Source organism: Clostridioides sp. ES-W-0018-02 (genome assembly GCF_020658175.1).
Classification (GTDB): Bacteria; Bacillota; Clostridia; order Peptostreptococcales; family Peptostreptococcaceae; genus Clostridioides.
The window spans coordinates 44,959-71,781 of record NZ_JACVVY010000004.1; the positions used below are offsets into that span (position 1 = coordinate 44,959).

The window sequence follows — 26,823 nt, forward strand, 5'->3', positions numbered from 1 at the left end:
TTATATTCATACTATTTATATATAGAAATAATATTGAAGTGGTGAATTGTGAGTGATATATAATATAAATAAAAATTCTTATAGATAATATATATGCACTGAGCTTTAAAAATGGAACATTAAAATATGAAAAACATACTTTAATATAGGGCAATTATATAATATAAGGGGGAATTGTCTTGAATAACTTACTATTTTTGATTGGAGTGATTGCATTGAGTAATGGTAATATCTCTATATTTGATGATAAAGATAAATCAAAGAAAAATAATAGAGCCAGAAAAAACAAAAAAAATTCAAATGAGAAATTATCAAAAGCTATACATGAAACTTTAAGGTTTGATGCAAATGATATAAAAAGAGGTCTAAGACTTATGGATTTGAGTGAAGAAGACCTAGAAATGGGAATGGAAATAATAACAAGAACTAAAAAATACATGTCAAGAGATGAAAGGAAAATACTAGTAAAAATAGAAAGTATTTTAGACTTAGTTAGAGGCATAAAGAAACTTAACAATATAGATGTGGTAGATATTGAAGAGGAAACAGATTTTTTTAGAAAAATGGATAGTGAAGACAAAAAAAATATGATGATAAAAGAAATTATAGATGTATTTCCAGAAAAGAGAAAAAATTCTGTTGAAAAGGCTATAGGAATGAAAAAAAAGATAGATTTATTTGCAGAATTGTTTTTGCCTGATGATTTTGGTGAAGGTGGATTTAGTTTAAGTTCTTTGGCAAATATAAATAATCTAGGTAGCATGAATAATCTTAAACTGCTAGGAAATCTTTTAAGAGGTGATGATAGTAATAATGATGATGAGGATGAATATGAAGATAGTAATGAAGAAGATGAAGAGTCAACATATGAAGATGAAGAATTAAATTATGAAGATGAGATAGATGATAATGAAGAAGAATTAACAGAAGATGAAGAAACAGACCATGAGTATGCAGAAAATGATGAAAATATAGTATATGATGAAGAATTGTATGATGTTAATGAACAAAAGCATGAACATAATCGTAATGAAAAAAATACTAGAAGTAAAGCTAAGAGAAAGTAATAATTAACTAAATACATAAAGAGAAAAGGAAGAAAAAGTAATACTAGAATAAGATTATCTTAATTACTATATAAAACCACTTTAAAAAATTCAAAATTTATTATATAATAATAATATGAAATCCTGAAACATACGATAAGGCTTTTTTAAATTCAACCTACAAATGAAATACGGGAGACCGTGTCTAGTAAATTATAACATGCCTGTTTAGTTTGGACGTTAAAGGTTACTGGCAAGTCACCCACCTGGGAGTGCCTAGGGTGTGAATTTACTTAGCCACCGGTGTTTCGGGACAAAAAAAGTGCTACTATTTTAAATAGTAGTACTTTTTTTTATTAAAATGCATTTTTCTACCAAATATACCTAATTATTGAGAAATTTAAAAAGCTAAGTAACAATTAGGATTATAAGTGCATAGTATTAATTAGGCTATAAAAAGCCGAAGACTTAATAAGAATCGCTTACAGGGAGGGCAATGAAAAATGCAAGATTACAAAAAAAATAAAAGAAGAATGCTAAATCAGCCAATGTCTACAATGAATGAAGAAGAAGTGTATACAGATGAAATAAGTTCAGATGAGATGAGAGGATTCAAAAAATCACATCATCATAATGGATGTAACAATGATAATAATTGTGATTGTCATGATGATTGTAAACCTAATCCATGCAATCCATGTAAACCTAATCCATGCAAACCTAATCCATGTGATGACAATTGTGGATGCCATGATAATTGTAAATGTGATTGTGAACCATGCCAAATGGATTCAGATGAATGTTTTGAAAACAAATGTGGACCAAACTGCTGTAATCCTATATCTCCAAGAAACTTTTCTGTAGCAAATGCAGTTCCATTTGCAATAGAAGCTAATAGAATTTTTGATACTATGCAATTCCAAACATTTACAGATGCAACTGGACCAAATGGAGAACCATTAACTTTTGAAACAGAAGTAGTAGAAGTATTTGGTTCAGTTCCAAGTGCAGGTAGAGCAAGTGTAACTATAGATAAAATATGCTTAAGTAATGATGGAATAGTTATAGACACAGGAATGACAACTTTAGAAGATTTCGATTTAGATCCATTAGGAGATATAATAGGAAGAAACTGTGAAACAACTTTTGAATATGCAGTATGTGGAGAAAGAAACGCTGAATGTTGTAGACAAGGAAAAGGCAAATCAGTAGCTTATAAACAAAGAGGCTTAACTGTAGCAGTTCGTAATCTAGTATTAGAACTAAGAGGTAGATGTGGATGTACAGAATTCGTTGCATTAGCTTTCCCAGCAGTTAGAGCAGGAGGTGGATGTAAGAGAAGAGTTGATTTTGTAGAATTTACTTTTAACACACTTTCAGCACCAATATGCTTGCCAGCTGACGGAAGAGCTGTCACTTTAAGACAAGAATACCAAACTAACTTAACTGTAGATTGTATAGGAAAATCTATATTAAAATTAGAATGTAATGAATGTTGTGAACCTATGTATGAATTAATTATACCAAATGATATAGATTTAGTACTTTGCTTACAAGAAACAGTTAGCACATTAATAAGTGAACAAATAGTAGTTTTAGCATCACCAAACCCAATCCAACCAAGACTTGTTGATACTTTCTCTAAAGTATGTGATTTTTCGCAATGTGGACCTAATCATGGAAGTGGAAATTCAGGTTGCCACAGATAGATAGGTAGATATATAGACAGTTTAAATTATAAATAAAAATCATTTAAGGAAGGCTACCAATAGTAGATGATTTACATTGGTAGCCTTCACGTTATTTATAACTAATGTATAGATTTTATAGATTTAAAAAGTACTATAGTATGTAATAAACAAGTAAATATTGATACTATTGTCATTGTGTATATGTATGCATAAATATTAAGTCCTGGAATGGGAAGAAATACATATAGAGCTACTAGCTGAATTAACATACCAATGATAGTGTTTATACTTGAAGCTAATTCTTTTCTTATTGAATGTAAAATACCAGATAGTGTTTGATTTAGTGACATAAATAGTGGTACTAAAAACATAGCTTTTAAATATTCTCCAGCAAGTTTATTTTTAAATACTAGTATACATAAATCTTTTCCAAAGAAATAAAAAAACACTGATGATAGTATACCTACAAACAAAGTTAGGAGTACAGAATACTTTATTTTTTTTAGGACACTTTTACGTTTTCTTAAGGCCATTTCTTGTGATATAGTAGGTATCAAATTTACAATAAGTGCTGAGCCAACAGTAAATGGTAAAAATATAAATGGCATTACCATCCCGCTGACGACACCATACATACTTAATGATTGTTGATAAGTCATGCCTGATAATGCTAATCTTGATGGTATCATCATAGAGCTAATAGATTGTAAAAGTATATTTGACATTCTATTGCAAGTTATAGGTATGGACATTTTCAATGTTTCCATAGAGGAAGTATAAAAATCTTTTATACTTATAATATATTTATTGTCAAATGAAGAATCTCGACATAAACATATGAGCATAAATATGATATTACTCAATTCACCAATAGATATACCTAAAAGAGCAATATAACAATTCATAGACTTATCATTTACATACATAACGAGTAAAAAAACAAATAGAATTTTACCCATCTGTTCAATAATTTGTCCAATAGCAGGAACTTTTACGTTCTTTATGCCGTAGTAATACCCCCTAAGTACATTTGAAAGTGTTATTATAACTATGGCAGGACAAACTGCTAGTATAAATAAGTTCAATTTAGGGTCTTTTAGAAACTTAAGTGATAAAAAAGAACTATTGAAAGATGCAACTATAGATATAATTAATGCTACAAAAAATGATATGTATAAAGTTGATATAAACAAAGCATTAGTGTTGTGCTTATCATTTAAAGCTTTTCTTTTTGCAACTAGACAACTAAGTGCAGTAGGTATTCCAGTTGTTGTAACAGCTAAACAAATCATTAAAAAGTTAAAAATCATATGATATATACCTAGACCTGTTTCGCCTAAAGCTCTTGATAAGAATATTTTATATAAAAATCCAAATATTCTTACGACAAAGTTAGACATAAATAAAATAACTGTTGATAGTACTAAATAAGGTACTTTCAAAAAAATCACCTCCTTATCTTTTAAATATATTCATAAGGAGGTGTAAAAATTTATAATTTTATAAATTCTGGTTTCATTTTATTAAATTTAGATACATACTTAAATCCCATGTTTTTTAGTAATGAATATATGTAATCAAATTCATATGCAACTTGACTTACATGATGTGAATCTGAGCCTGTAGTTATGATTTCTCCTCCTAAATCTTTATACATCTGAAGGATATATCTAGATGGAGTTAAATCTGGCAGGTTGTATCTGTAGCAAGATGTGTTTATTTCGATACCTTTACCATCATAGATAGCTTGCTTGAGAGTTTCTTCAATTATATCTGAAAATAGTCTGTCATCTAGGATGGTATCATAAGGTGCATATCTTTTAATTAAATCTAAATGACCTAAAACAGAGTAATCCTTGTAGTTTTTAACAATATTATACAAATAAAGGTAGTAGTTCTCATAGACCTCATGTTGAGTCTTACCTTCAAAATAGCTACCAAGGTATAAATCCATTTTATCTATAGCATGAATAGAGCATATTATAAAATCTAATGGATATTGATGAGCTTCTTTTCTATATGTATCTATTAATTGAGTTTGAACTCCAAATTCAATCCCTTTTTTTATTGATATTTTATCTTTATATCTATTTTTAAGAGTTTCTAGACTTTTAAAATAATCTTCGTAAACAATCGAAAAAGAATCATCCGCATAAACATCATAATCGACATGGTCTGTGAAACAAATTTCATTTATACCAAGGTCTATAGATTTTTTTATCATTTCTTCCATTGTAGATTTTCCATCAGTAGAGAAACTTGAGTGCATGTGATAGTCGTAAAACATAAATATTTCCCCTTTTTATAAAAATTTTGGTATTATATATACATACTAAATAATATCAAATATATGCTAAGGCATCAATAAAATATAAAAACAATAAGCGGTGATAAATGTGGAAAAATACAAAATAGATTTAAGTGAAAGGAAGTCAACTAAATATATACAAATATTTAATCATATAAAGCAGTTAATAATAAACAAAGAACTAGTTGAGCATGAAAAACTTCCACCAATAAGAAAGTTATCAGATTATTTACATGTAAATAATACTACTATAGTTAAAGTATATGAGCTTTTGGAAAATGAAGGATATGTATATAAAATTATAGGAAGTGGAACTTTTGTATCAAATTCAAATTCTTATAAAAATGGTATAGATAAAGGGAAAAACAAGAACATTAGACAAAGAGATGATTTAATTCATTTCGATAATGGAAATCCATCTAATGATATGTTTCCTATAGATTCATTTAAAAATGCTGTAAACATGGCATTATCTAAAGATGGAAGTTCAATATTTGATTACGATGAAGGGCTAGGCTCTGAGGAGTTAAGAGAAAAGATGGTAGAGTATTTAAGTGATGAAAATATAAATACTACTAAAGAAAACATTCAAATAATCTCAGGAGCACAGCAAGGTATAGATATAGTTTGTAAAGGGCTTATAAGTTATTCTGATGTTGTTTTTATGGAAGAACCCTCTTACAATGGAGCAATTGAAGTATTTAAAAGTAGAGGTGCAAAAATAATATCTATACCTATGTTAGATGATGGAATTGATATAGGTATTTTAAAATTAAAATTGGAAAAAATAAAACCAAGACTTATATATATTATGCCTAATTTTCAAAATCCAACAGGTATATCTTATTCTACATATAAAAAAAAGAAGCTAATAGAATTGGCAGAAGAGCATGATTTTTATATAATTGAAGATGATTTTATCAGTGATTTTATATTTGATTCAGAGGATAATAGGACAGTCAGGAGCTATGATGATAAAAATAGGGTAGTATATATAAAGAGTTTTTCAAAAATACTTATGCCAGGCTTAAGAATAGGAATTGTAGAAATGCCAAATGAATTATTAAAAAAAGTTTTGTGGGCTAAATATTCATCAGACATATCAACACCAGGTCTTATTCAAAAATCAATGTATTACTATATGGAGAATTTCAATTGGAAGAATTATCTAAGTCATATAGAGAAGATATATACTGATAAGTACAAGTTAGCAAAAAACTTGATTAATGATAAATTGAGTGGTAAATTAAAAGTTAGAAAATCTTGTGGAGGTATAAACTTTTTTTTAGAATTGCCAAGAGGGTATACATCACAAAGCTTTACAAGTTTTATGTTAAATAAAGGAGTATCCATGCTTCCAGGGACTTATTTTTTTGATAATCTAGTGGATGATAGATTTTTTAGAATAAATATAGCTCGTCCAAGTATGGAAGAGTTAGAAAAGGGAATATCTATAATAAGTGATAATATAGAAGAGTTTTTCTGTGAATATAAAAATAAGTTAGATATAAAAAGTAATAAATTATTTTATTAATAAATAGAAGTTTTTTAGGAGGAAAAAATGTTTGACAAGAAGAAATTAGATAGGATTAATGAATTAGCAAAGAAAAATAAAGAGGGAGCTCTTTCTGATGATGAAATCAAAGAAAGGGAGATTTTAAGAAAGGAATATTTAGAAAATTTTAGAGCTCATTTTAAATCAAGACTTGATAGTGTTAAAGTAGTCTCACCAGAAGAATATGAACAATATATGAAAAATAATAAAAATTAAAACTTAATAGGAGGAAAACATGGACTTAAAGCATAAATTTAAGAATGCATGGGAAATTGAAAAAAAAGAGAATGCTATTGAACAGGTTATGGAATATGCTCGCAATTATATGGATTTTTTAAGTAAATCAAAAACTGAAAGACTTTCAGTAAAAGAAATTATAAAATTGGCTAAAGAAAATGGTTATATTTCAATAGATGAAGCTATGGAAAATGGAAGTGTAAGTCATGGGGACAAGATTTATGCTATAAATAAAGAAAAAGCAGTGGCACTTTTTGTAATAGGTAAAAACTATATAGAAAAAGGTATGAAGATTATAGGTAGTCATATAGATTCTCCAAGATTAGATTTAAAACCAAACCCATTGTATCAAGAAGCTAATCTAGGTTTTTTTAAGACTCACTACTATGGAGGAATTAAAAAATATCAATGGACAGCTATTCCTCTTGCTTTACATGGAGTAGTTATATTAAATGATGGTACAAAGGTGGATGTATCTATTGGTGAAGAAGACAGTGACCCAGTGTTTTGTGTAACTGACCTATTAGTTCATTTAGCTGGAAACCAAATGCAAAAGAAATTGTCAGAAGGAATCAGTGGTGAAGCTTTAAATGTATTAATTGGAAATATGCCTTTGGATGGCGAAGAAAAAGAACCTATAACAGCAAATATATTAAAAATTTTAAATGAAAAATATAGTATAGTTGAAGAAGATTTATTAAGCGCTGAGATTGAAGTAGTTCCAGCTGGGAAGGCAAGAGATTTGGGGTTTGATAGGTCAATGGTATTAGGATATGGTCATGATGATAGAGTATGTTCATATGCTGCTGTAAAAGCTATACTAGAGACTAGACAACCAGAATTTACTTCAGTTACATTATGTGTAGACAAAGAAGAAGTTGGCTCCCAAGGAAATACAGGTATGCATTCAAAGTTTTTTGAAAATACTGTGGCTGAGTTAATAGCTTTAGAAGGCGATTACTGTGATATTAAGGTAAGAAGAGCTTTAGCAAATAGTAAAGTATTATCAGCTGATGTTGCAGCTGGATATGACCCAAATTTTGATGAGGCATATGAAAAAAGAAACTCTGCATATATGGGAAATGGAATAGTTTTAAATAAGTATACTGGTTCGAGAGGTAAGAGTGGATGTAATGATGCTAATGCTGAGTTTATATCAGAAGTAAAAAGAATTTTTAACGAGGGTAATGTAGTATGGCAAACTGCTGAACTTGGTAAAGTGGACCAAGGTGGAGGTGGAACAATAGCCTATATCTTAGCAAATCAAGGTGCAGAGGTTATAGATTGTGGTGTTGGTGTTTTAAATATGCATGCACCGCATGAGATTGTTTCTAAAGTAGATATATATGAAATGTACAAAGGATATAAATCGTTTTTTAATATAAATTTATAAGTTTAATATACAATAGTATAAGTAATAAGTAATAAGTAATAAGTAATAAGTAATAAGTAAATAGAGTAGTATTATACTATGCTCATTAATTAAATGAACATAGTATAATACTACTCTATTTATTATTTTATTATTTAACAGCTTATAATTTAAATTTGAGTGTCGTGTATTAAAATTATTATATTATGATTTCAAAGTACTCACATAGTCTGTTTAGAAATTTATCTTCCAATGGAGAAAAAGTTTTCTTTTTAGAATAAATAAAGAAAAATTTTCTTGTAAAATCAACATCTTTTACTTTGTAGCATTTTATTTTGCCTGCATTTAGATAATCAATAGCTGAAATATATGATATAAAAGATACACCAAGGCCTAATCTAACCATTTCTTTAATGGCTTCATTTGATTCTACATGAGCTATTACATTTAATTTGTTTACCGGAAAGTTATTTTTGCTAAGGGTGTTTAGTATTAAGTTTCTAGTACCAGAGCCTTCTTTTCTCATAATAAAATTGACAGAAGCCAATTCTTCTATATCAATGTAATTGTTATTGTTATCAATTTTAAAATCTGAAGGAGTAATAAGTACAAGTTCATCATCTAATAAGTCTAGATATTCGATTTGAGGATTGTTAATTTTAGAACCAACTAATCCAAAGCTTATCCGTTCATTTAAAATTTCTGATATAGCATATTGAGAATCATAATGGCTTATGGAAAATTTTACATCTGGATAACTCATAGAAAAATTCTTCATAAAATCAGGTAGAATATAAGTTTCAGGTATAGAACTACATGCTATATCTATAATACCTTCTATTTTACCTGAATATTCTTTTATATCATAAATTGCACGTTTGCAGTTATTTAATATATATATGGCATGCTCATAAAGAATTTCACCAGATTTTGTGAGTGTAATAACTTTGTTGCTTCTGTTTATAAGTACAGTTTCTAACTCTCTTTCTAAATTTTGTATGTGTGCACTTACAGTAGGTTGAGTTAAAAAAAGTTCTCTTGCAGCTTTTGAAAAACTTTGATGTTTTGCAACAGCAACAAATACTTCAAGTTGTTTAAAATCCATTATTTAATCCTCCTTAAATTATCTAAAACTATTATAACATATTTGATAAATTAATAGTTAAAGGTGATTTTTTGAAATAGAAAACCTTAAAATGTTTATGGAGTTTTTGATTGTTTAGGAATAATTTGGTATAATGTTATAAGGATATTTACCACAAGTATCTTGTAAATTGAATTTTCAAAATTCAACTTTAAAATGTGTTTTGTTACAAAAAAATTACAGATAGCTTCTTAATCTTATTAAATTTAAATAAATATTATATAATTATTTTATAAAATAATAAACGTAATTATTGAAAAAAAAGATAATCACACAATGAGATATAGATAAATATTATAAAATTTAAGAAAGGAGGATTGATTTATGAAGTTAAAAAGGTCATTAGTTTGTGTAACTATTTTAGGGATTGTACTTGTTGGATGTCATAAAGAAACTACTAAAGAGAAAAATCAAGTAGCAAGTAAAGCAACACAGCAAAAAACTATGACAAAAGTTCAAAATGATGTTAATGAAATGATGGATAAAGATTATAAATATGTTATAAAAAATATGGGAATACCTTATAACACAATTTATTATATAAAAAATAAGAATTTAAAAAAATCAAATACAATGCAAGATATAAATACATCAAGTTATATGACATTAGTTTACCCTAAATATACTGGAAACAATGAATTAGATGGAAGTGCTTTATACATTAACATTAATAAAAATAAAGTTGTTAATGTTGAAACAAATTCCTTTTCATCACAAAGTATAACAGATATAGATGAAAATTATGGTATTATGATTGAAACAAATGATAATGAAAAATCAGCTGTATCCTTGGAGGAATATAAAAACATTGACTTGGGAGAGTATATTGGAGTTGAAGAATCTAGGATAAATGAAATCGTGGGTAATGCCAATTATAATTTAACAGCATATAACCATGAAGGAAATAGGGTAGTGAAGAGTTATAGATTAAAAGAAGATAATAAATTATTAGACAAAGAAATACTTACAATAAGTATAGTAGATAATAAAATAAAGTCTATAAAAACTATTGAGAGTGATAAAGTTGTAAAAATAATAAAAGGAGCTTTATTAGAATAATGAATTTTAAAGCATACAAGTCTGTTTTAAGGTAGAAGTAAATTTCTAACTTGAAGCAGTTTTTTTTTTATAAAATGTATAAAATTGAAATTAATACAATTAAGATAATTTTATAAGATTTATTAAATTTAAACTGCAATTATAGATAACAATTAGTTATAATTAAATATAAGCTAAAATGATTTATTGCAATTTACAATTATACTACATTAAGAATGTTTTTAAATAAAAAATATATTGGGGTGTATTTAAAATGATAGGATTAGCAGATGCCATAAAAATTATTGAAGAAAATGTTATACCAATAAGTAGGATTAAGAGAGTTAATCTTATAGAAGCAGTAAATAAAGTAGTTGCAGAAGATATATATTCAACAATTGATAGTCCTCCATTTGACAGGTCACCATATGATGGTTATGCATATGATGCAAATTCTGAAAATAAAAATTTAAAGGTTATAGGAACATTATATGCAGGAGAAGTGTTTGATGGTATATTAAATAAAAATGAAGCAGTGAAGATAATGACTGGTGGAAAAATTCCAAAGGGAGCAAACTGTGTAGTAAAGAAAGAAGATGTGACAACTAGAGAAGACATGATAACTTTAAATATAAAACTAAAGGAATATGACAATTATATATTTAAAGGTGAGGATATAAAAAAAGGTCAATTAATTATTAGTAAAAATCAAAATATAGGGTATGATGGTATAGGAGTATTAGCGAGTCTTGGAATATCTAAATTAACTGTATATGATGATTTAAAAGTTGGTATTTTAAATACAGGAACAGAATTACAAGATATAAATGAAACTTTGGAGGATGGCAAAATATATGATAGCAATAGATATACATTATATTCAAAGCTTTTAAAGCTTGGAATACAAGCAGATACAATATGTAATTGTACTGATGATATACAGGAGTTAGAAAAAAAAGTAAAGGATATGCTAGAAACTGTAGATTTTTTAATTACTACAGGTGGTGTATCTGTTGGAGATAAAGATTTAATACCAGATGTATTTAGAAGCATAGGAGCAAAAGAATTGTTTTGGAAGATAAATATTAAACCTGGAGGAGCTTGTTATGTAGCTACATTGGGAGAAAAAATATTGTTTGGGCTTTCTGGCAATCCACATGCAGCAATTGTGGTATTTGATAATGTAGTTGTTCCTGTGATTGAGTATTTAACATATAAGGACAGCAATCATTATATAAAAGCTATATTTAAAGGAGAATTTAACAAATTCTCAAATAACGATAGATTTGTAAGTGGAAAATTATATACAGATGAAGGTAAATTATATGTTACATTAAATGATAAAAAAGATGCCAAGGCTAGATTATCTGCAACATTGAGAAGCAATTGCATGATTAAGATAAAAAAGAGAGAAATAATAAAAGAAAATCAATTAGTAGATGTTGTTGTTATATAGTTTTATGAAGGGGATATGGTTTTATGTATAATGTATTATCAATTGTCTCTTATTCAGGAGTAGGTAAAACTACGTTGATTGAAGGTATAGTAAGAGAATTAAGTAAAGAAGGGTATAATGTTGGAGTTATCAAACATACATGCCATGATTTTGAGATAGATGAGGAAGGGAAAGATACTTATAAACATAGAAAATCAGGTGCGAGGAAAGTTTGTATAATATCAAATAAGAGGTTAGCATATATTGAAGAGTTAAAAGATAAAAATCCACTATATAAAATGATTAAGTTTTATGAAGACATGGACTTGATTATTATAGAAGGCTATAAAAATTATAGATTTAAAAGATTAGAGGTAACTAGAAAAGATAAGTATAAGGATATTTTATCAAATAAATCTGATTTGATAGGTATTATAAGTGACATAGAATATGATTTAAATATTAAGCAGTTTAGTTTGAATGACTATAAAAATGTATCAAAGTACATAGCATATTGTATAAAAAATAATACTTTAAAATTAAATGATAGTGAAATAAAAAACATCTTAAAATAATAATTTTAAGATATTATTTTGATATAAAATGGTATAATTATTTATATATAAACAAAGATATGAGAAATTTATTTAATTATAAAAATCGTATTTTGAATTATAAAATATTATAGAAATCGTAGGAGGATAATATGAAAAAAATATTAGTAGCATGTGGAGCAGGAATTGCAACATCAACAGTAGTTTGCGACAAAGTAGAAAGATTGGTTAAAGAAAATAACATACAAGCAGAAGTTATACAATGTAAAATTGCTGAATGTGCAACAAAACAAGAAGGTGCTGATTTGATAGTATCTACTACTATATTACCAACAACTTATGATATACCTGCAATAAAAGCAACAGCATACATAACAGGTATAAATACTGCTGCATTAGATAAGAAAATATTGGATGCTTTAAAATAAGTTTTTGAGTTTACAGTTATAAAAAATATTTAGTACTAAATATAGAGTTGTATCTTGTAAAATTTTATTTACATAGATATGGCTCTTTTTAGGTGTATTTTAAATATATGATTATATAAAATAAGTATTCAATTTTATGAAACATATTCTTTTGAATTGCAATTTTATAAAAGATTTAAAATTAGTGTTATGTTATACTAATTTAAGGGTATTTTTTAGACGTATTGGTAAAGGAGGATTTAAAACTTATGATAAAACAATTTGTCAAATATTATAAACCATATAAGAAAATCTTTACATTAGACCTTATAGCTGCGTTCTTATTTTCTTTATGCGATTTAGTTTATCCTATGATAACTAGAAATATAATGGATGACATTGTTCCAAATAAAAATTTAAGAATGCTAGTAGTTTTTGCAGTTGTACTTATACTTATATTTATAGCAAAAGCAGGGCTTAATTATTTTATGCAATATTGGGGACATGTCATTGGTGTAGATATGCAAGCTGATATGAGAAATGAGGTATTTACACACTTACAGAGGCTTCCAAATACTTATTTTGATAATAATAAATCTGGTGTAACTATGTCTAGAATAGTAAATGATTTAATGGATATAACAGAACTTGCACATCATGGTCCTGAAGATTTATTCATTTCTATAGTAATGTTAGTTGGTTCATTCTTTATACTTATAGATATAAATATTCCTCTTACTCTTATAATTTTTGCTATATTGCCATTTATAATTTGGTTTGCTATAACAAAAAAAGATAAGATGAATATAGCCTTTATGAAAAGTAGAGTTACTATAGGTGATGTAAATGCAACTTTAGAAAATAGCATAGCTGGAATGAAAGTAACTAAGTCTTTTTGTACTGAAAAAGAAGAATTAAATAAGTTTGTAAGAAGTAATAAATTATTTAGGAGAGCACGACAAGATTCTTATAAAGTAATGGCAGAATATTATTCTGGTATGAATTTATATATGGATATTTTGGAATGGGTAGTTGTTATAGCTGGTGGATACTTTACTTATCTTGGGAAAATTACTTTAGGTGATTTTGCTGCATATATATTATATGTAAAGATGTTTATACAACCTATGAAGAAATTGATAAACTTTACAGAACAATATCAAAATGGTATGACAGGTTTTAAAAGATTCATAGAGATAATGGAACAGGACCATCAAAAAGAAGCTAAAAACCCTGTTGAACTTGAACATGTAAAAGGTAACATCGAGATAGAAAATATATCTTTTACATATGAAGATGATACCCAAGTATTAGATAATCTAAGTTTATCTATAGAAGCTGGTAAAACTATAGCTTTAGTAGGTCCTTCTGGTGGAGGAAAGACTACATTGTGTAATTTATTGCCAAGATTTTATGAGTTTGATAAAGGTGATATAAAAATTGATGGAAAAAGTATCAGGGATGTAAGTTTAAAATCTTTGAGAAAAAATATAGGTATAGTTCAACAAGATGTATTTTTATTTACAGGAACTATAAGAGATAATATTCTTTGTGGAAATCCTAGTGCTACAGATGAAGAGATGATTGAGGCTGCAAAAAAAGCTAGAATACACGATTTCGTAGAAACTTTGCCAGATGGATATGATACTTATATAGGAGAAAGAGGAGTAAAATTATCTGGGGGACAAAAACAAAGAATTTCAATCTCAAGAATCTTTTTAAAGAATCCTCCAATAATAATATTGGATGAAGCTACTTCCGCTTTAGATAATGTAACAGAAAGAGAAATTCAAGAGTCCTTAGAAGAGTTAAGTAAAGATAGAACAAATTTAGTTGTTGCACATAGGTTGACTACTATAAAAAATGCTGATGAAATCATAGTACTGACAGATAAAGGAATTGAAGAAAGAGGTACTCATGAAGAGTTAGTAAATAAAAATGGAGTATATAGTAGATTACACAATAACTAACATATACATTAAATTTATAAACATAGAATATATTAAGATTCATAAAGCAAATTCATTTTACATTAATGAGATGTTTTATGAAAAATGTATTCTATGTTTTATTTTTTGCAAATTATATTTAATTCTATTTATAAAAGTAGTGTTAAATAGCCAATTTACAGGATAACGTTTTTACAAAAAGAATAATTTAGAAAACTAACTTTAATTTATAGAATTTATAGAATTTTATGAAAAAAATCGAATTTTGACTTGAAATGTTTTTCAAAAGTAGTAAAATAATGGATAACTATACATACATTGTATACAAATATATTTATTTATGAGGGGGGATTTTGTATGGAGGCAATAACAGCTTTTTGTCTAGTTTTAGTATCACTGACGATAGGAGATGTAGTTTCAGCAAAAACTAAAGCTTTTGTTCCATCAGTTTTTGTATCAGCAATTATATTTATAGTAGGATTTTGGACTTTTTTCCCAGAAAATATCGTGGATTTAGCAGCTTTAGGGACACCATTAGCACAATTAGGCATGCTTTTATTAATAACTCATATGGGAACTATGATGAGTATTAAAGAGCTAGCAGGTCAATGGAAAACAATTGTAATAGCGTTAGCAGGAATAGTAGGAATATGTGTAGGAGCTTTGGCATTAGGAACTCTAGTGTTTGGATGGGATACAGCTGTAATCGCTACACCTCCTCTTACAGGAGGATTAGTTGCATCTATAATGATGGCAGATGCGGCTACAGCAAAAGGTCTTGCGAGTTTGGCAGTTTTAGCGATTTTAATGTATGTGGCACAAGGATTTGCAGGTTATCCTATCACAGCATTGATGCTTAAAAAAGAAGGAAAAAGACTTTTATCAGATTTTAGAAGTGGAAAAGTAACTGTAACTAAAGCTGAAGAAGAAACTGAAAAAGTACCTGAACAAAAGAGTAAGTTTAAGATAATTCCAGATTTACCTGAAAAGTACGACACAACATATATGATAATACTTAGATTAGGACTTGTAGCATGGTTAGCAGTACAATTTACAAATCTTACAAATGAAGTTGTATCAAGATATGTTATCTGTTTAATATTTGGTGTAATAGCATCAGAACTTGGAATAGTTGACAGAAAGCCACTTAATAAATCTGGTTCATTTGGATGGTTAATGACATCATTGATGGCTTTTATATTTGCAGGATTAGCAAAAGCTACACCAGCAATGCTTGCTGAAATGGCTGTTCCTCTTGTAGGAATTATAATATTTGGTGTAATAGGTATGGGAATATTCTCTATTATAGTAGGTAAATTTTTGGGTGAAAGTAAGGAAATGGCGTTTTCAGTTTCACTTACAGCACTTTATGGTTTCCCACCAAATTATATATTAACTGAAGAAGCAGTAAAGGCTCTAGCTGAAACTCCAGAAGAAAAAGAATTTCTGATGGATAAAATGCTTCCAAAGATGCTTGTTGGTGGATTTACTACAGTAACAATAGCTTCTGTAGTAATAGCAGGTATTTTTGTAAATCTTATATAAACTTTAATTAATAAATAAGGCATTTAAAAAATAAGAAGAATATGTTACACTTGGAGGTCTGGAATGAATATTAAAGAAATAACAAATGGATATAAAGATTATGTAATCAAACTTAGAAGGGAATTTCATGAAAATCCTGAAAAAAGTATGGAAGAATTTAGAACATCAAAGAGAATTAAAGAAGAGCTTGATAAAATAGGAGTACCATATGTATCATCTGGAGGGACAGGTGTAGTCGCAACTATAAAAGGAAATAATCCAGGAAAAACTGTAGCACTTAGAGGAGATATGGATGCACTTCAAGTTGTTGAGTGTACGGAAGTAGAATACAAATCAAAAAATGAGGGGCTTATGCATGCTTGTGCACATGATGGTCACACATCAATGCTTTTAGGAGCAGCTAAGGTTTTGAATGATATTAAAGATGATATTAATGGAACTGTGAAATTATTTTTTCAACCAGGAGAAGAAGTAGGTAAAGGTGCAAGAGCTATGATTAAAGATGGCGCTATGGAAGGTGTAGATGGTGTATTTGGAATTCATCTTTGGAGTGATGTAGAGTGTGGGACTGTGTCAGTTGAAGAAGGTCCAAGAATGGCTTCTGCTGATTTCTTCAAAATTACTGTAAAAGGTAAGGGTGGTCATGGTTCACTTCCTCATCAAGGTGTTGATGCGGTACTTGCAAGTTCTGCATTAGTTATGAACTTACAATCCATGGTTAGTAGAGAAGTCAGTCCTTTAGAGCCGCTAGTTGTAAGTGTTGGAATTTTAAATTCTGGAACAAGATTTAATGTAATAGCAAGTGAAGCTGTTCTAGAAGGTACAATAAGATTATTTAATCCAGAACTTAGAAAACAGATTCCTACGATTTTAGAACGTATAGCAAAATCTACAGCAGAAGCATATAGAGCAGAGGCTGAGTTAGAGTATGGATATTTAACACCAGCTGTTATAAATGACAGGGAATGTTCAAAGATAGCTACAGAAGCAGTAATTAAGCTATTTGGAAAAGAAAGTATAGCACTATTTGAAAAAGTAACAGGAGCAGAGGATTTTGCTGAGTTTATGAATATTGCACCTGGTGCATTGGCATTTGTAGGGGCTAGAAATGAAGCTAAAGGAGCTTGTTATCCTCATCATCATGGGTGTTTTAATATAGATGAGGATGCTTTAGAGATTGGAACTGCCTTATATGTTCAATATGCAGTAGACTTTTTAAATAAATAAATTTAATATACTATAAAGAAAAAGCAGAGATTAAGTTTATACTCTGCTTTTTTATTGTCTATAATTACTATAAATATTGACTATAAAAAAAAGATATGATACTATAAAAGAAAATGATAATCAATATCAATTAATAAGAAGGTGATTTAATTGAGTAATATAATGTTTGCGTTTTTAATAACTTTGTTTGCAGGTTTGTCTACTGGAATAGGAAGTTGTATAGCGTTTTTTGCTAAAAAGACCAATACTAAATTTCTTTCTGTAAGTTTAGGATTTTCTGCTGGTGTTATGATTTATGTATCTATGATAGAAATATTTCCTAAGGCACAAGAAGCTCTAACAAAGTCTATGGGAGAAAAATTAGGAAACTGGTCAACTGTAATAGCTTTTTTTGCAGGAATGGCTATCATTGCAATTATTGATAAGTTAATTCCTCAAGAAGAAAATCCTCATGAGATAAAGAAAATGGAAAATTTGGATGAAAAAAATATACAAAAAAATAAATCTCTCTTAAGAACTGGGATATTTACAGCAATGGCTATAGCAATTCATAATTTTCCAGAAGGGTTAGCTACATTTATATCGGCGCTTGATGATGCTACAATAGCGATACCAATAGCTATAGCAATAGCTATACACAATATACCAGAAGGAATATCTGTATCTGTACCAGTGTATTACGCTACAGGAGATAAAAAGAAAGCTTTCTATTATTCTTTTTTATCTGGAATGTCAGAACCTTTAGGGGCAATTATTGGGTATGTACTTCTTAGAAATTTTCTAAATGACACTACACTTGGAATTGTGTTTGCTCTTGTGGGAGGTATTATGGTATTTATATCACTCGATGAACTATTACCATCAGCTAGAGAATATGGTGAGCATCATCTATCAATTTACGGATTAATTGCAGGAATGGTTGTTATGGCTATTAGTTTATTGCTATTTAAATAGATTTTTAGATATCCAATTGTAACCTAAAATTAATATCAAAATGATATAATTATTAAGACAGATTATCATATGTCAAAAATATCATTTTGGAGGTGAATTTTATGGAAAAGAAAATGAAGTTTAAATTTGATTGGTATAGTTCACCTGATAGGATAGAAGAATGGTTAGAAGATATGGAAGAACAAGGATATAACTTATATAAGATAAGTAAATTTGGAGGAATATTTTATTTTTATAAAGGAACTCCAAGAAAAATAAAATATGCCATTGATTATTATTATGATGCTGAGGAAGATTATTTTAATAAACATAAGTATAGAGGGTGGAATCTTATATTTAGAAGCATTGGTAGTTTTATAGGTACATCTTCATGGTATGTATGGAGTAAAATATATGAAGATGTACCTCCTAAATTATATAGTGATTTGGATAAAAAAGACAAAGTAAAATCAATTTTATTCATGAATGTATTTTTATTTACTATTTTAGTAGTTATTTTTATATATTTATTGTTCACTGAAATAAGAAATTTATTTAATGGTTATGGAGTAGATATTTGTACTATCGCATTGCAAATTATGTTATTAATTTTGTATTTGGTACAATTATATAGAAGAATAATGTATTACTTAAGGATTAAAAAATTAACTAAATAAAGATGGAGAGTGTCTCAAAATGACTTTGAGACACTTTTTTTATCAATAAATGTTATTCTTTATATATATTCGTATCAGTTATAACCTTTTAGATTTTATTTAAATCTTGAGTATTGATAAGAATAATTTAAAAATGTTATTCTAAGGTATCGAATATTTAAAATCACATTTAAATATATAAATTAAAAAATTTCAATAGTGTGCAATAAGAAAGTGCATAAGGCGTTGTAATTAGAAAATAAAAATATATTTAAATATAATCAAATATAGTATAATACAATCACAGAAAAGTGTGATTGTATGAGTAAACACTATAAACATTTATACAAGGGTTTCAACTTCTAATTAAAAAGATGATTTAAAAATCAGGTTGAATTTCTCAGACAGTAATGCTAGTGCTAAAGGAATGATAATAGATGATTAGTTGTCGCATATATGGATTAAGAAAATACAAGAAAAAAATTAGAGAGGATGAGGAAGTTGAAAAGAAGTTAAAAAGAGAACAGATAAAACTTTCAAGGAAATATGAAAGTTTAAAAATAAGAAATAAAATAGAAGAAGGGAGAGCTACTAGTCAAAATATTCAAAAACAAGTAGTCAAAGTACAAAAACTTCATCAAAGATTAGCTAATATAAGAACTGATTATATAAATAAAACTATAAGCAAGATAGCGAAAAACAAGCCATCTTATATAGTAATTGAAGATTTAGCAGTTTCTAACTTGATGAAAAATAAGTATTTATCAAAAGCTATTGTGAGTCAAAAACTCTATGGATTTAGAACCAAACTAACATCTAAATGTAAGGATAGTTGCATAGAACTTAGAGTTGCAGATAGATTTTATCCATCATCAAAGACTTGTGGTAAGTGTGGAGAGATTAAAAGAAACTTAAAACTCAAAGATAGAGTTTACAAATGTGAATGTGGATTATCTATAGATAGGGATTTAAATGCAACTATTAATCTTAAAAATACTAAAAAATATAAGCTAGCTTAAAATCAAATTGATTCGCACACACGTGGTTCAAGAGTGCTTATATATGTACGGAGGGCTAACTTCGAAATTTAAGCCTTTGGAGAACTATACAAAATCGTAGTCGCTTAGGTAAGGCGAGGTTCAGTGAAAAAGGAAAAATCTCTATATGGATATATTTGACCATATTTTGAGTAGCAGGAACTTATGATTAGGATAGCAATTTGTGAAGATGAAAAAGAAACACAATGTTTAATAGAAGAATATCTTTATAATATATTAAAAATTATTAATGTAGAGTATGAAATACAAAAATATAGTTCTGGAGAAGATTTACTCAAAGTGAGTTTAAAAGATATAGATATACTGCTTCTTGATATACTCATGGAGCAAATGAATGGAATGGATACTGCAAGAAAGATTAGAGAAGTAGATAATAAAATGGAGATAATATTTATAACCTCCTTAATAGATTATGTGCAAGAAGGATATGAAGTAAGAGCTTATAGATATTTGTTAAAACCCATAGAATTAGAAGAATTAAAAAAACATATATTAACTTGTATTAAAGATATTGAAACAAATAAAAGTAATTACATTGTAATAAAGAACAAGTCTAATATATACAAGATTTATTTAAATGAAATAAAATATATAGAAATTCAAAAAAAAGATATGTTAATACACACAATAAATAAGGGTTTTGGAGTAAAGTATAGTCTAGGAAAAATAGAAAAAGATTTAAAACTAGATAAATTTGTAAGATGTCATAAAAGCTTTATAGTTAATCTAAGTTATGTAGAAAATATAAAGCCCAATATTGCTATTTTAGAAAGTGGAGAAGAAGTACCTATTAGTAGATATAGATATAAAGAGGTTAAGGAAAAATTTTTGAAATTTCTTGGTGATACAATATGTTAAATTTTATGTCTGATTTATTATTAATTGTATCTATATGTGTACGATTTATTATTCTGAAAAGGATATTAATTTATAAAGAAGATAATAAAAAAGACAAACAAATAGTATTTTATACTTTATTGGGATTAATTTATATTATAGTTAAAATAACTAGATTATTTAATATAGAAGAAAATTATATTAATAATATGTACTATTTGATTGATGTTGTAGTATTTATTGTATGGGCGATATATTATAATTATTTTTACAACATAGGATATATTAAATTTATAATTTTCTTTTTCCTATTTAATATTTATTATGATTGTTTTAAAGATGTTGTAGATAGAATTTTATTTTTTGTAGTTACAGGTAATTTTGTTTCATCTAAAGAGTGGCTTTTGGCATCTGATTCTGATAATATAAAGGTTTACATATACAGTAATCTACTTATTATATTTGTATATATGATACTTAGTTTTCTGTATAATCGATTTAAATTGCTTAGCCAAGATAAAAGGAATTATGTATATTTGTTATTTGCTCTAATGGCTAACACCATGAATATAATTGGAGTCTATATATCAAGAATATTAGAACGGTTTAGATGGTTACATTCAGAACCATATTATTTTGAGAATTTTGTAAATCCAAAGATAATAGGAGCTAGCACCATTGTTCTTATATTATTGTTTAGGCAAATAATAAAAGATAATAAATTAAAATCTCAGAATGAATTAATAAAAAATAAGTTAGATATGCAATATGCTCATTATTTAAGTATTCAAGAATCTCATATGAGGGTTAAGAAGCTTTATCATGACATAAACAATCATATTTGCTGTATAGATAATCTTAAAAATGATGGCAAAGAAATTAATGAATATATAAATAATTTAAAAGATGAAATTAGAGAGTTCAAATCTATTTATAATACAGGAAACATGATATTAGACATTATAATCAATGAGAAGAGTGAAATATCTGTCAAAAAGGGAATTAAATTTATTTGTGACATAAACTTTTCAAAAGTTGATTTTATAAAACCCATAGATGTGTCAAGCATATTTGCCAATATTTTAGATAATGCAATAGAAGCATGTGAGAAAATATCAGATGAAAATATTGATAGATATATTAGAATTAAAGGAACTATAACAAAATCATTTTTTGTACTTAAATGTGAGAATAGTAAAGCAAATAATGTTATTTCTAATAAAAATATACTGTTAACAGATAAGATGGATAAATTTGTACATGGAATAGGAATTCAAAGTATTAAATCGTCTTTACAAGAGTATAATGGAGAATTATTATTAGAAAATCAGAAAGACAAATTTATACTAAATATATGCATACCATTGAATCAAGATGCTGACAGTTGGGTCGATTAAGTTACTAGTTGGGGCATCTATATTGATACTTAAAAATAAGGATGTTATCTTTTTAATAATAAAAGATAACATCCTTATTTTTAAGCATAAAGAAATTTATAATTTTACTAATCTTAATTATAAGAATTAGTTACAAAGAAAGGTGATATATATTGAAAAACTAACCATAAAAATAATAAAAATACAAGATATTGTAATACAGGATGTAATTAATAAAAACTTGAAAAGTAGAAATACAATGGAGGAAAATATATATGAAGGCGAAAAAATATATTTTAGCTATGATAGTAATTTTAAGTATAAGTTCAAGCTTAATGGTAGGATGCACAACAACTGTATCCAATGAAGATTTAAATAACTCAGAGCAAGCTAGTGAAAATTCATCAAACAACTCAATTGAAGCTAAAAAAAATGACTCTATTAAACTGTTTGAGGATTACTCAAAAAAAGCTGGGACTGTAGAAGGATTGGAAGAAGTTAAAAAAGATTTATCTCAAAAATTTTCAAAGGCTATAACGGATAGTGGTTATAAGGTAGTTAATTCAAATTCAGATGAAAGTTTTGTAGTTTCTATAAATGGATTTGAAAAGCCACCTGAAAAAGATATTAGAAGTTTATTTTACTCTATGTCTGAAGATAACAAAAAAGGAAAATCAGTAGTAGATATTCTCTGTGCTAAAGAATATCCTGAGAATAAAAAGTTAGCTGAAAGTGATAAATATATTAAATTTATGTACAACATATTTAAGTCATTAACTAATACTGATTTAACTGAGAAAGATTTTTCAAATAAAGTTATAAAAATATTTAATGAAGGTGTAGGCTCTGTAGAACTTCCCTATATGAATGATATACATGTTGAAGTTAACAAAGTTAAAAAATCTACTAAAGTACTAAAATTGAGTTTAGAATATGAATTTGATATTTCAAGTCATTGATGTAATAAATAAATTATGACAGGTTAGAAATAAATTATAAAATAAAATTCATATTTATCTTTAGTAATGTTTTTTATTCAAAAATATATTATTTGTGGTTGCCATTTTATGTTAAAGGACAGTATAATATAATTAAAGTATGTTATAACATACAAAAGTTAATATATATTATCCAAAGGGGGATTTTAAATGAGTCAAACTGATAGAATAGAAGCATTTAGACAAGAATACGTTAATTCTAAACCTATGATATGTTGTGAAAGGGCTAGAATTTTTACAGAATCACATAAAAAGACTGAGGGAGAAGCCATATGTATAAGAAGAGCGAAAGCCTTTTTAGATGCATGCAAAGAACTTCCTATAAAAATATTTGAGAATGAATTAATTGTAGGTACAGCTGGTAAATTTAGAAGAACAGGTATATTAACACCAGAATTTTCTTGGCAATGGGTAGATAAGGAAATGGATACTTTTGATGAAAGAACTCAAGACCCATATGTCATATCAAAAGAGCAAATAGAATTTATAAGAAAAGAGATATTTCCATATTGGAAGGGTAAATCTTTGGAAGAAGTTTTTTTAGCAAGAATTCCAGAAGATACAGCTAAGATATTGGTAGATACAGGAATAATAGATAATGATTCTAAGTGGAGACAGGCAGTAGGGGAAGTAACTCCAGATTATCAAGATATACTATTTGTAAAAGGATATAAGGGGATAAAGAAAGAAGCAGATAAGAAGATAAAAGAATTAGATATATCAATTTCAGAAAATATTGAAAAAATAGATTTCTATAAGTCTGTTTCTATTGTTGCAGATGGTATCATGACATTGGCAAATAGATATTCAAAACTTGCAAAAGAAATGAGTGAATCAGAGAAAGATTCAAAAAGAAAGTTAGAACTTATAAAAATATCAGAAGTATGTGAGAATGTACCAGCAAATCCTCCAACTAGTTTTTATGAAGCGATACAATTTGTATGGTTTGTGCAATTAGGTGGTGTTTTATCTGAAAATCCATTAGCATTGAACTTAGGTAGATTTGACCAATATATGTATCCATATTATGAAAAAGATACTAAAAAAGGAAATATAACTAAATCAGAGGCTCAAGAGTTGATAGAGGCTCTATGGATTAAGCTATCAGAGTGGGTATGGACAATATCAGCAAATACAGCAAATTATTTTGCAGGATACAACCAATTTCAAAACCTTACTGTTGGTGGCAAAAAGAGAAATGGAACTGATGGAACGAATGATATTTCATATATGTGTTTAAAGGCAACAGAAAGTGTAAAAACTCATCAACCAGGTTTAAGTGTTAGAATAAGTCAGGGAGCACCAGATGATTTTGTTATGGCAGTTGCGAAATTAGTAAAACAAGGTACTGGTTTTCCTGCTATACACAGTGATAGTGCAGGGGCACAAATGTTACTTCAAGATGGATATGATGCAGAAGATGCAAGAGATTGGAGCAATTGTGGTTGTGTAGTTCCTCACTTTAGAAAGACAGGTCAATGGACTTCAGCAGTAAATATTAATTTTGCAGCAGCACTAGAATATGCTATGAATGAAGGGAAGAGTAGATTAACTGGAGAAAAAATGGGGTTAGATGTAAAAAATATCAATGAATTTGCATCTTTTGAAGAAGTTAAAGAAGAGTTTTTAAAGCAACTAGCATATCTTATCAAGAATTCTGTTATAGGAACTACTGTTGCTCAACAAATTCATAAAGAAATAGTACCAAGACCATTTTTATCTACCTGTGTAGATGGTTGTTTGGATAAAGGTATTGATTTAAGTAAAGGTGGGGCAAAATACAATATAGGACCTGTTTTAACAGGCATAGGTCTAGGTGTAGTTTCAAACTCATTGGCAGCTATAAAAAAATTAGTATTTGAAGATAAGGTGACTACATTAGAAGAGTTAACAAAAGCATTAAATAATGACTGGGAAGGCTATGAAGAATTAAGAAAACTTGCCTTAGATGTTCCTAAATATGGAAATGACAATGATTATGTAGATTCATTGGCTATTGAAGTTTCTGATTTTTATTACAGTGAAACTAGAAAATATAAGGATATTTTTGGTTCTAAATTTAATAGTGCATTTATGGGTATATCAAACTATGTTCCAACTGGAAAAATAGTAGGTGCAACTCCATGTGGAAGAAAAGCTACAAAACCTTTGACAGAAGGAGTTTCTCCATTTGTTGGAACTGATACAACAAGTCCATTGGCAGCTATGAAATCTGCATCAAAAATAAATCATGATGTTCACACTGGAGGAACACTTCTAAATTTGAGATTTAATCAAGATTTGGTTGAAACAGAAAGAGGGCTTAGAAATCTAACTTCTATGGTAAAATCATATTTTGCACTAGGTGGATTCCACGTACAATTTAATACAATATCAAATGATGTCTTATTAAAAGCTCAAGAAAATCCAGAAGAATATAAAGATTTATTAGTTAGAGTTGCTGGATATAGTACTCAATTTGTTAATTTATCAAGAGAGATGCAAGATGCTATAATAGCCAGAAACTCACACAGTAAATTTTAATTATGAGGTAGATTATGAGTAAAAAAGGTAAAGTTGTAAAGGTACAACATTTTTCAGTAAATGATGGTGATGGAATAAGGACTACTATATTTTTAGAAGGATGCAAATTAAAATGTAAGTGGTGTTCTAATCCAGATTCATGGAGCAATATAGTAAAGCTAGGAGTCATGAAGGATAAGTGTATATCTTGTAATAGGTGTACAGATGTTTGTCCTCAAAATATAAGTTCATTATTTGACAGAAGTCAAATAAATGATAAGTGTGATTTGTGTGGAAAATGTGTTAAAACATGTCTTAATGATGCTATCTGTATAATGACTGAAGAAATGACTGTTGAAGAGATTGTAAAGGAAGTTGAAAAAGATTTTATATTTTTCTTTGAGTCTAACGGAGGAGTAACTTTTTCTGGAGGAGAACCCACACTTCAAATTGAATTTTTAAGAGAATTAGTTGATGCTTTTTATAATAAAGGTATAAACATAGCAATTGAGACTTGTGGATATTTTGAGTGGGATAAAGTGAAGGATGTCTTTGAAAAAATAGACCATATATTTGTAGATATAAAATCTATGGATGATAATGTTCACAGAGCATATACAGGAGTAAGTAACGAGATAATATTAGAAAATATATGTAGACTTTCAAAATTAAACAAATCTATGGTTATAAGAGTACCAATTATTTCTGGAGTGAATGATAGTGAAGAAAATATAAGAAACACTGCATTATTTGTAAAGCAAAATGTTTTAGGTGGAAAGATGGAATTACTTCCATATCATAAATTTGGACTTGATAAATATAAAGCATTAGGGCTTGAAGATTATATGTATGAATTTGATGAAATTTGCAATAGCCATATGTTAAAATTAAAAGAGATAGTAGAGCTTACAGGAGTAAAAATCATAGAATACAAATAGGCTATCAGGAGGATTTT

General features: G+C 27.8%; 23 protein-coding genes and 1 other RNA gene. 21 read left to right on the top strand and 3 right to left on the bottom strand.

Annotation, left to right across the window (positions count from 1 at the left end):
• The first annotated feature begins 179 nt into the window (after positions 1-179).
• The 3 genes from IC219_RS11185 to IC219_RS11195 all read left to right on the top strand — a co-directional run bounded on the left by IC219_RS11185 (position 180) and on the right by IC219_RS11195 (position 2,755).
• Positions 180-1,067 carry a hypothetical protein gene (locus IC219_RS11185; RefSeq protein WP_227831262.1) on the top strand — a complete coding sequence of 296 codons (888 nt, stop codon included), beginning with the start codon at positions 180-182 and terminating at the stop codon, positions 1,065-1,067.
• A gap of 117 nt (positions 1,068-1,184) precedes the next feature.
• Positions 1,185-1,365: non-coding RNA, 6S RNA (gene ssrS / locus IC219_RS11190), on the top strand.
• 184 nt (positions 1,366-1,549) lie between these two features.
• Positions 1,550-2,755, top strand: a complete 1,206-nt coding sequence (locus IC219_RS11195; RefSeq protein WP_227482168.1) for a hypothetical protein — start codon at positions 1,550-1,552, stop codon at positions 2,753-2,755.
• Positions 2,756-2,856: 101 nt separating this feature from the next.
• Here the strand turns inward: IC219_RS11195 and IC219_RS11200 are convergent, their stop codons facing one another.
• Together IC219_RS11200 and IC219_RS11205 are read right to left on the bottom strand one after the other, a co-directional pair.
• Positions 2,857-4,179 (bottom strand): polysaccharide biosynthesis protein, encoded by a 1,323-nt coding sequence (locus IC219_RS11200; protein ID WP_227831261.1) that lies wholly within the window; start codon positions 4,177-4,179, stop codon positions 2,857-2,859.
• A 50-nt stretch (positions 4,180-4,229) separates the two neighbouring features.
• Positions 4,230-5,024, bottom strand: coding sequence for a histidinol-phosphatase HisJ family protein (locus IC219_RS11205; protein ID WP_227434035.1), 795 nt, complete (start codon positions 5,022-5,024; stop codon positions 4,230-4,232).
• Positions 5,025-5,133: 109 nt separating this feature from the next.
• Here IC219_RS11205 and IC219_RS11210 point away from each other — a divergent pair, with 109 nt between their 5' ends.
• The 3 genes from IC219_RS11210 to IC219_RS11220 are packed head-to-tail and all read left to right on the top strand — an operon-like array spanning position 5,134 to position 8,230.
• On the top strand, positions 5,134-6,579 hold the full coding sequence (locus tag IC219_RS11210; protein WP_227434036.1) for a PLP-dependent aminotransferase family protein: 1,446 nt from the start codon (positions 5,134-5,136) through the stop codon (positions 6,577-6,579).
• A gap of 27 nt (positions 6,580-6,606) precedes the next feature.
• The gene (locus tag IC219_RS11215; protein ID WP_227482170.1) at positions 6,607-6,816 is read left to right on the top strand and encodes a DUF896 domain-containing protein; all 210 of its coding nucleotides are present in this window, start codon (positions 6,607-6,609) and stop codon (positions 6,814-6,816) included.
• 19 nt (positions 6,817-6,835) lie between these two features.
• Positions 6,836-8,230 (top strand): aminopeptidase, encoded by a 1,395-nt coding sequence (locus IC219_RS11220; RefSeq protein WP_227434037.1) that lies wholly within the window; start codon positions 6,836-6,838, stop codon positions 8,228-8,230.
• A gap of 178 nt (positions 8,231-8,408) precedes the next feature.
• Here the strand turns inward: IC219_RS11220 and IC219_RS11225 are convergent, their stop codons facing one another.
• Complete coding sequence (locus IC219_RS11225) at positions 8,409-9,314, bottom strand: selenium metabolism-associated LysR family transcriptional regulator (protein ID WP_227482171.1); 906 nt, start codon at positions 9,312-9,314, stop codon at positions 8,409-8,411.
• A gap of 363 nt (positions 9,315-9,677) precedes the next feature.
• Between IC219_RS11225 and IC219_RS11230 the strand changes: the two genes are divergently transcribed.
• The 15 genes from IC219_RS11230 to IC219_RS11300 all read left to right on the top strand — a co-directional run bounded on the left by IC219_RS11230 (position 9,678) and on the right by IC219_RS11300 (position 26,806).
• Positions 9,678-10,412 (top strand): hypothetical protein, encoded by a 735-nt coding sequence (locus tag IC219_RS11230; RefSeq protein ID WP_227831260.1) that lies wholly within the window; start codon positions 9,678-9,680, stop codon positions 10,410-10,412.
• 253 nt (positions 10,413-10,665) lie between these two features.
• Positions 10,666-11,847 carry a molybdopterin molybdotransferase MoeA gene (locus IC219_RS11235; protein ID WP_227831259.1) on the top strand — a complete coding sequence of 394 codons (1,182 nt, stop codon included), beginning with the start codon at positions 10,666-10,668 and terminating at the stop codon, positions 11,845-11,847.
• 23 nt (positions 11,848-11,870) lie between these two features.
• Entirely contained in the window at positions 11,871-12,401 is a 531-nt protein-coding gene (gene mobB, locus IC219_RS11240) for a molybdopterin-guanine dinucleotide biosynthesis protein B (protein WP_227831258.1), read from the top strand.
• Positions 12,402-12,532: 131 nt separating this feature from the next.
• The gene (locus IC219_RS11245; RefSeq protein ID WP_227434042.1) at positions 12,533-12,808 is read left to right on the top strand and encodes a PTS sugar transporter subunit IIB; all 276 of its coding nucleotides are present in this window, start codon (positions 12,533-12,535) and stop codon (positions 12,806-12,808) included.
• Positions 12,809-13,056: 248 nt separating this feature from the next.
• Complete coding sequence (locus IC219_RS11250) at positions 13,057-14,757, top strand: ABC transporter ATP-binding protein (protein WP_227434043.1); 1,701 nt, start codon at positions 13,057-13,059, stop codon at positions 14,755-14,757.
• A gap of 336 nt (positions 14,758-15,093) precedes the next feature.
• Positions 15,094-16,281 (top strand): hypothetical protein, encoded by a 1,188-nt coding sequence (locus IC219_RS11255; protein WP_227434044.1) that lies wholly within the window; start codon positions 15,094-15,096, stop codon positions 16,279-16,281.
• 63 nt (positions 16,282-16,344) lie between these two features.
• Positions 16,345-17,508, top strand: coding sequence for a M20 family metallopeptidase (locus tag IC219_RS11260; protein WP_227434045.1), 1,164 nt, complete (start codon positions 16,345-16,347; stop codon positions 17,506-17,508).
• Between the two features lie 162 nt (positions 17,509-17,670).
• A complete protein-coding gene (zupT, locus tag IC219_RS11265) occupies positions 17,671-18,462 on the top strand; it encodes a zinc transporter ZupT (RefSeq protein ID WP_413926946.1) in 792 nt (263 codons plus the stop codon).
• 101 nt (positions 18,463-18,563) lie between these two features.
• Entirely contained in the window at positions 18,564-19,118 is a 555-nt protein-coding gene (locus IC219_RS11270; RefSeq protein ID WP_227482173.1) for a DUF2812 domain-containing protein, read from the top strand.
• A 416-nt stretch (positions 19,119-19,534) separates the two neighbouring features.
• Positions 19,535-20,116 (top strand): RNA-guided endonuclease InsQ/TnpB family protein, encoded by a 582-nt coding sequence (locus IC219_RS11275; protein ID WP_413926945.1) that lies wholly within the window; start codon positions 19,535-19,537, stop codon positions 20,114-20,116.
• Between the two features lie 183 nt (positions 20,117-20,299).
• Positions 20,300-21,013: a LytR/AlgR family response regulator transcription factor gene (locus IC219_RS11280; RefSeq protein ID WP_227831257.1), complete on the top strand. Its 714-nt coding sequence runs from the start codon at positions 20,300-20,302 to the stop codon at positions 21,011-21,013.
• Positions 21,007-22,389, top strand: a complete 1,383-nt coding sequence (locus IC219_RS11285) for a sensor histidine kinase (protein ID WP_227831256.1) — start codon at positions 21,007-21,009, stop codon at positions 22,387-22,389. The genes IC219_RS11280 and IC219_RS11285 overlap by 7 nt, the downstream gene beginning before the upstream one ends.
• A gap of 254 nt (positions 22,390-22,643) precedes the next feature.
• Positions 22,644-23,327 (top strand): hypothetical protein, encoded by a 684-nt coding sequence (locus IC219_RS11290; protein ID WP_227831255.1) that lies wholly within the window; start codon positions 22,644-22,646, stop codon positions 23,325-23,327.
• A 189-nt stretch (positions 23,328-23,516) separates the two neighbouring features.
• On the top strand, positions 23,517-25,889 hold the full coding sequence (locus tag IC219_RS11295; protein ID WP_227831254.1) for a formate C-acetyltransferase/glycerol dehydratase family glycyl radical enzyme: 2,373 nt from the start codon (positions 23,517-23,519) through the stop codon (positions 25,887-25,889).
• 14 nt (positions 25,890-25,903) lie between these two features.
• A complete protein-coding gene (locus tag IC219_RS11300) occupies positions 25,904-26,806 on the top strand; it encodes a glycyl-radical enzyme activating protein (RefSeq protein ID WP_227434052.1) in 903 nt (300 codons plus the stop codon).
• The last annotated feature ends 17 nt before the right edge of the window (positions 26,807-26,823 follow it).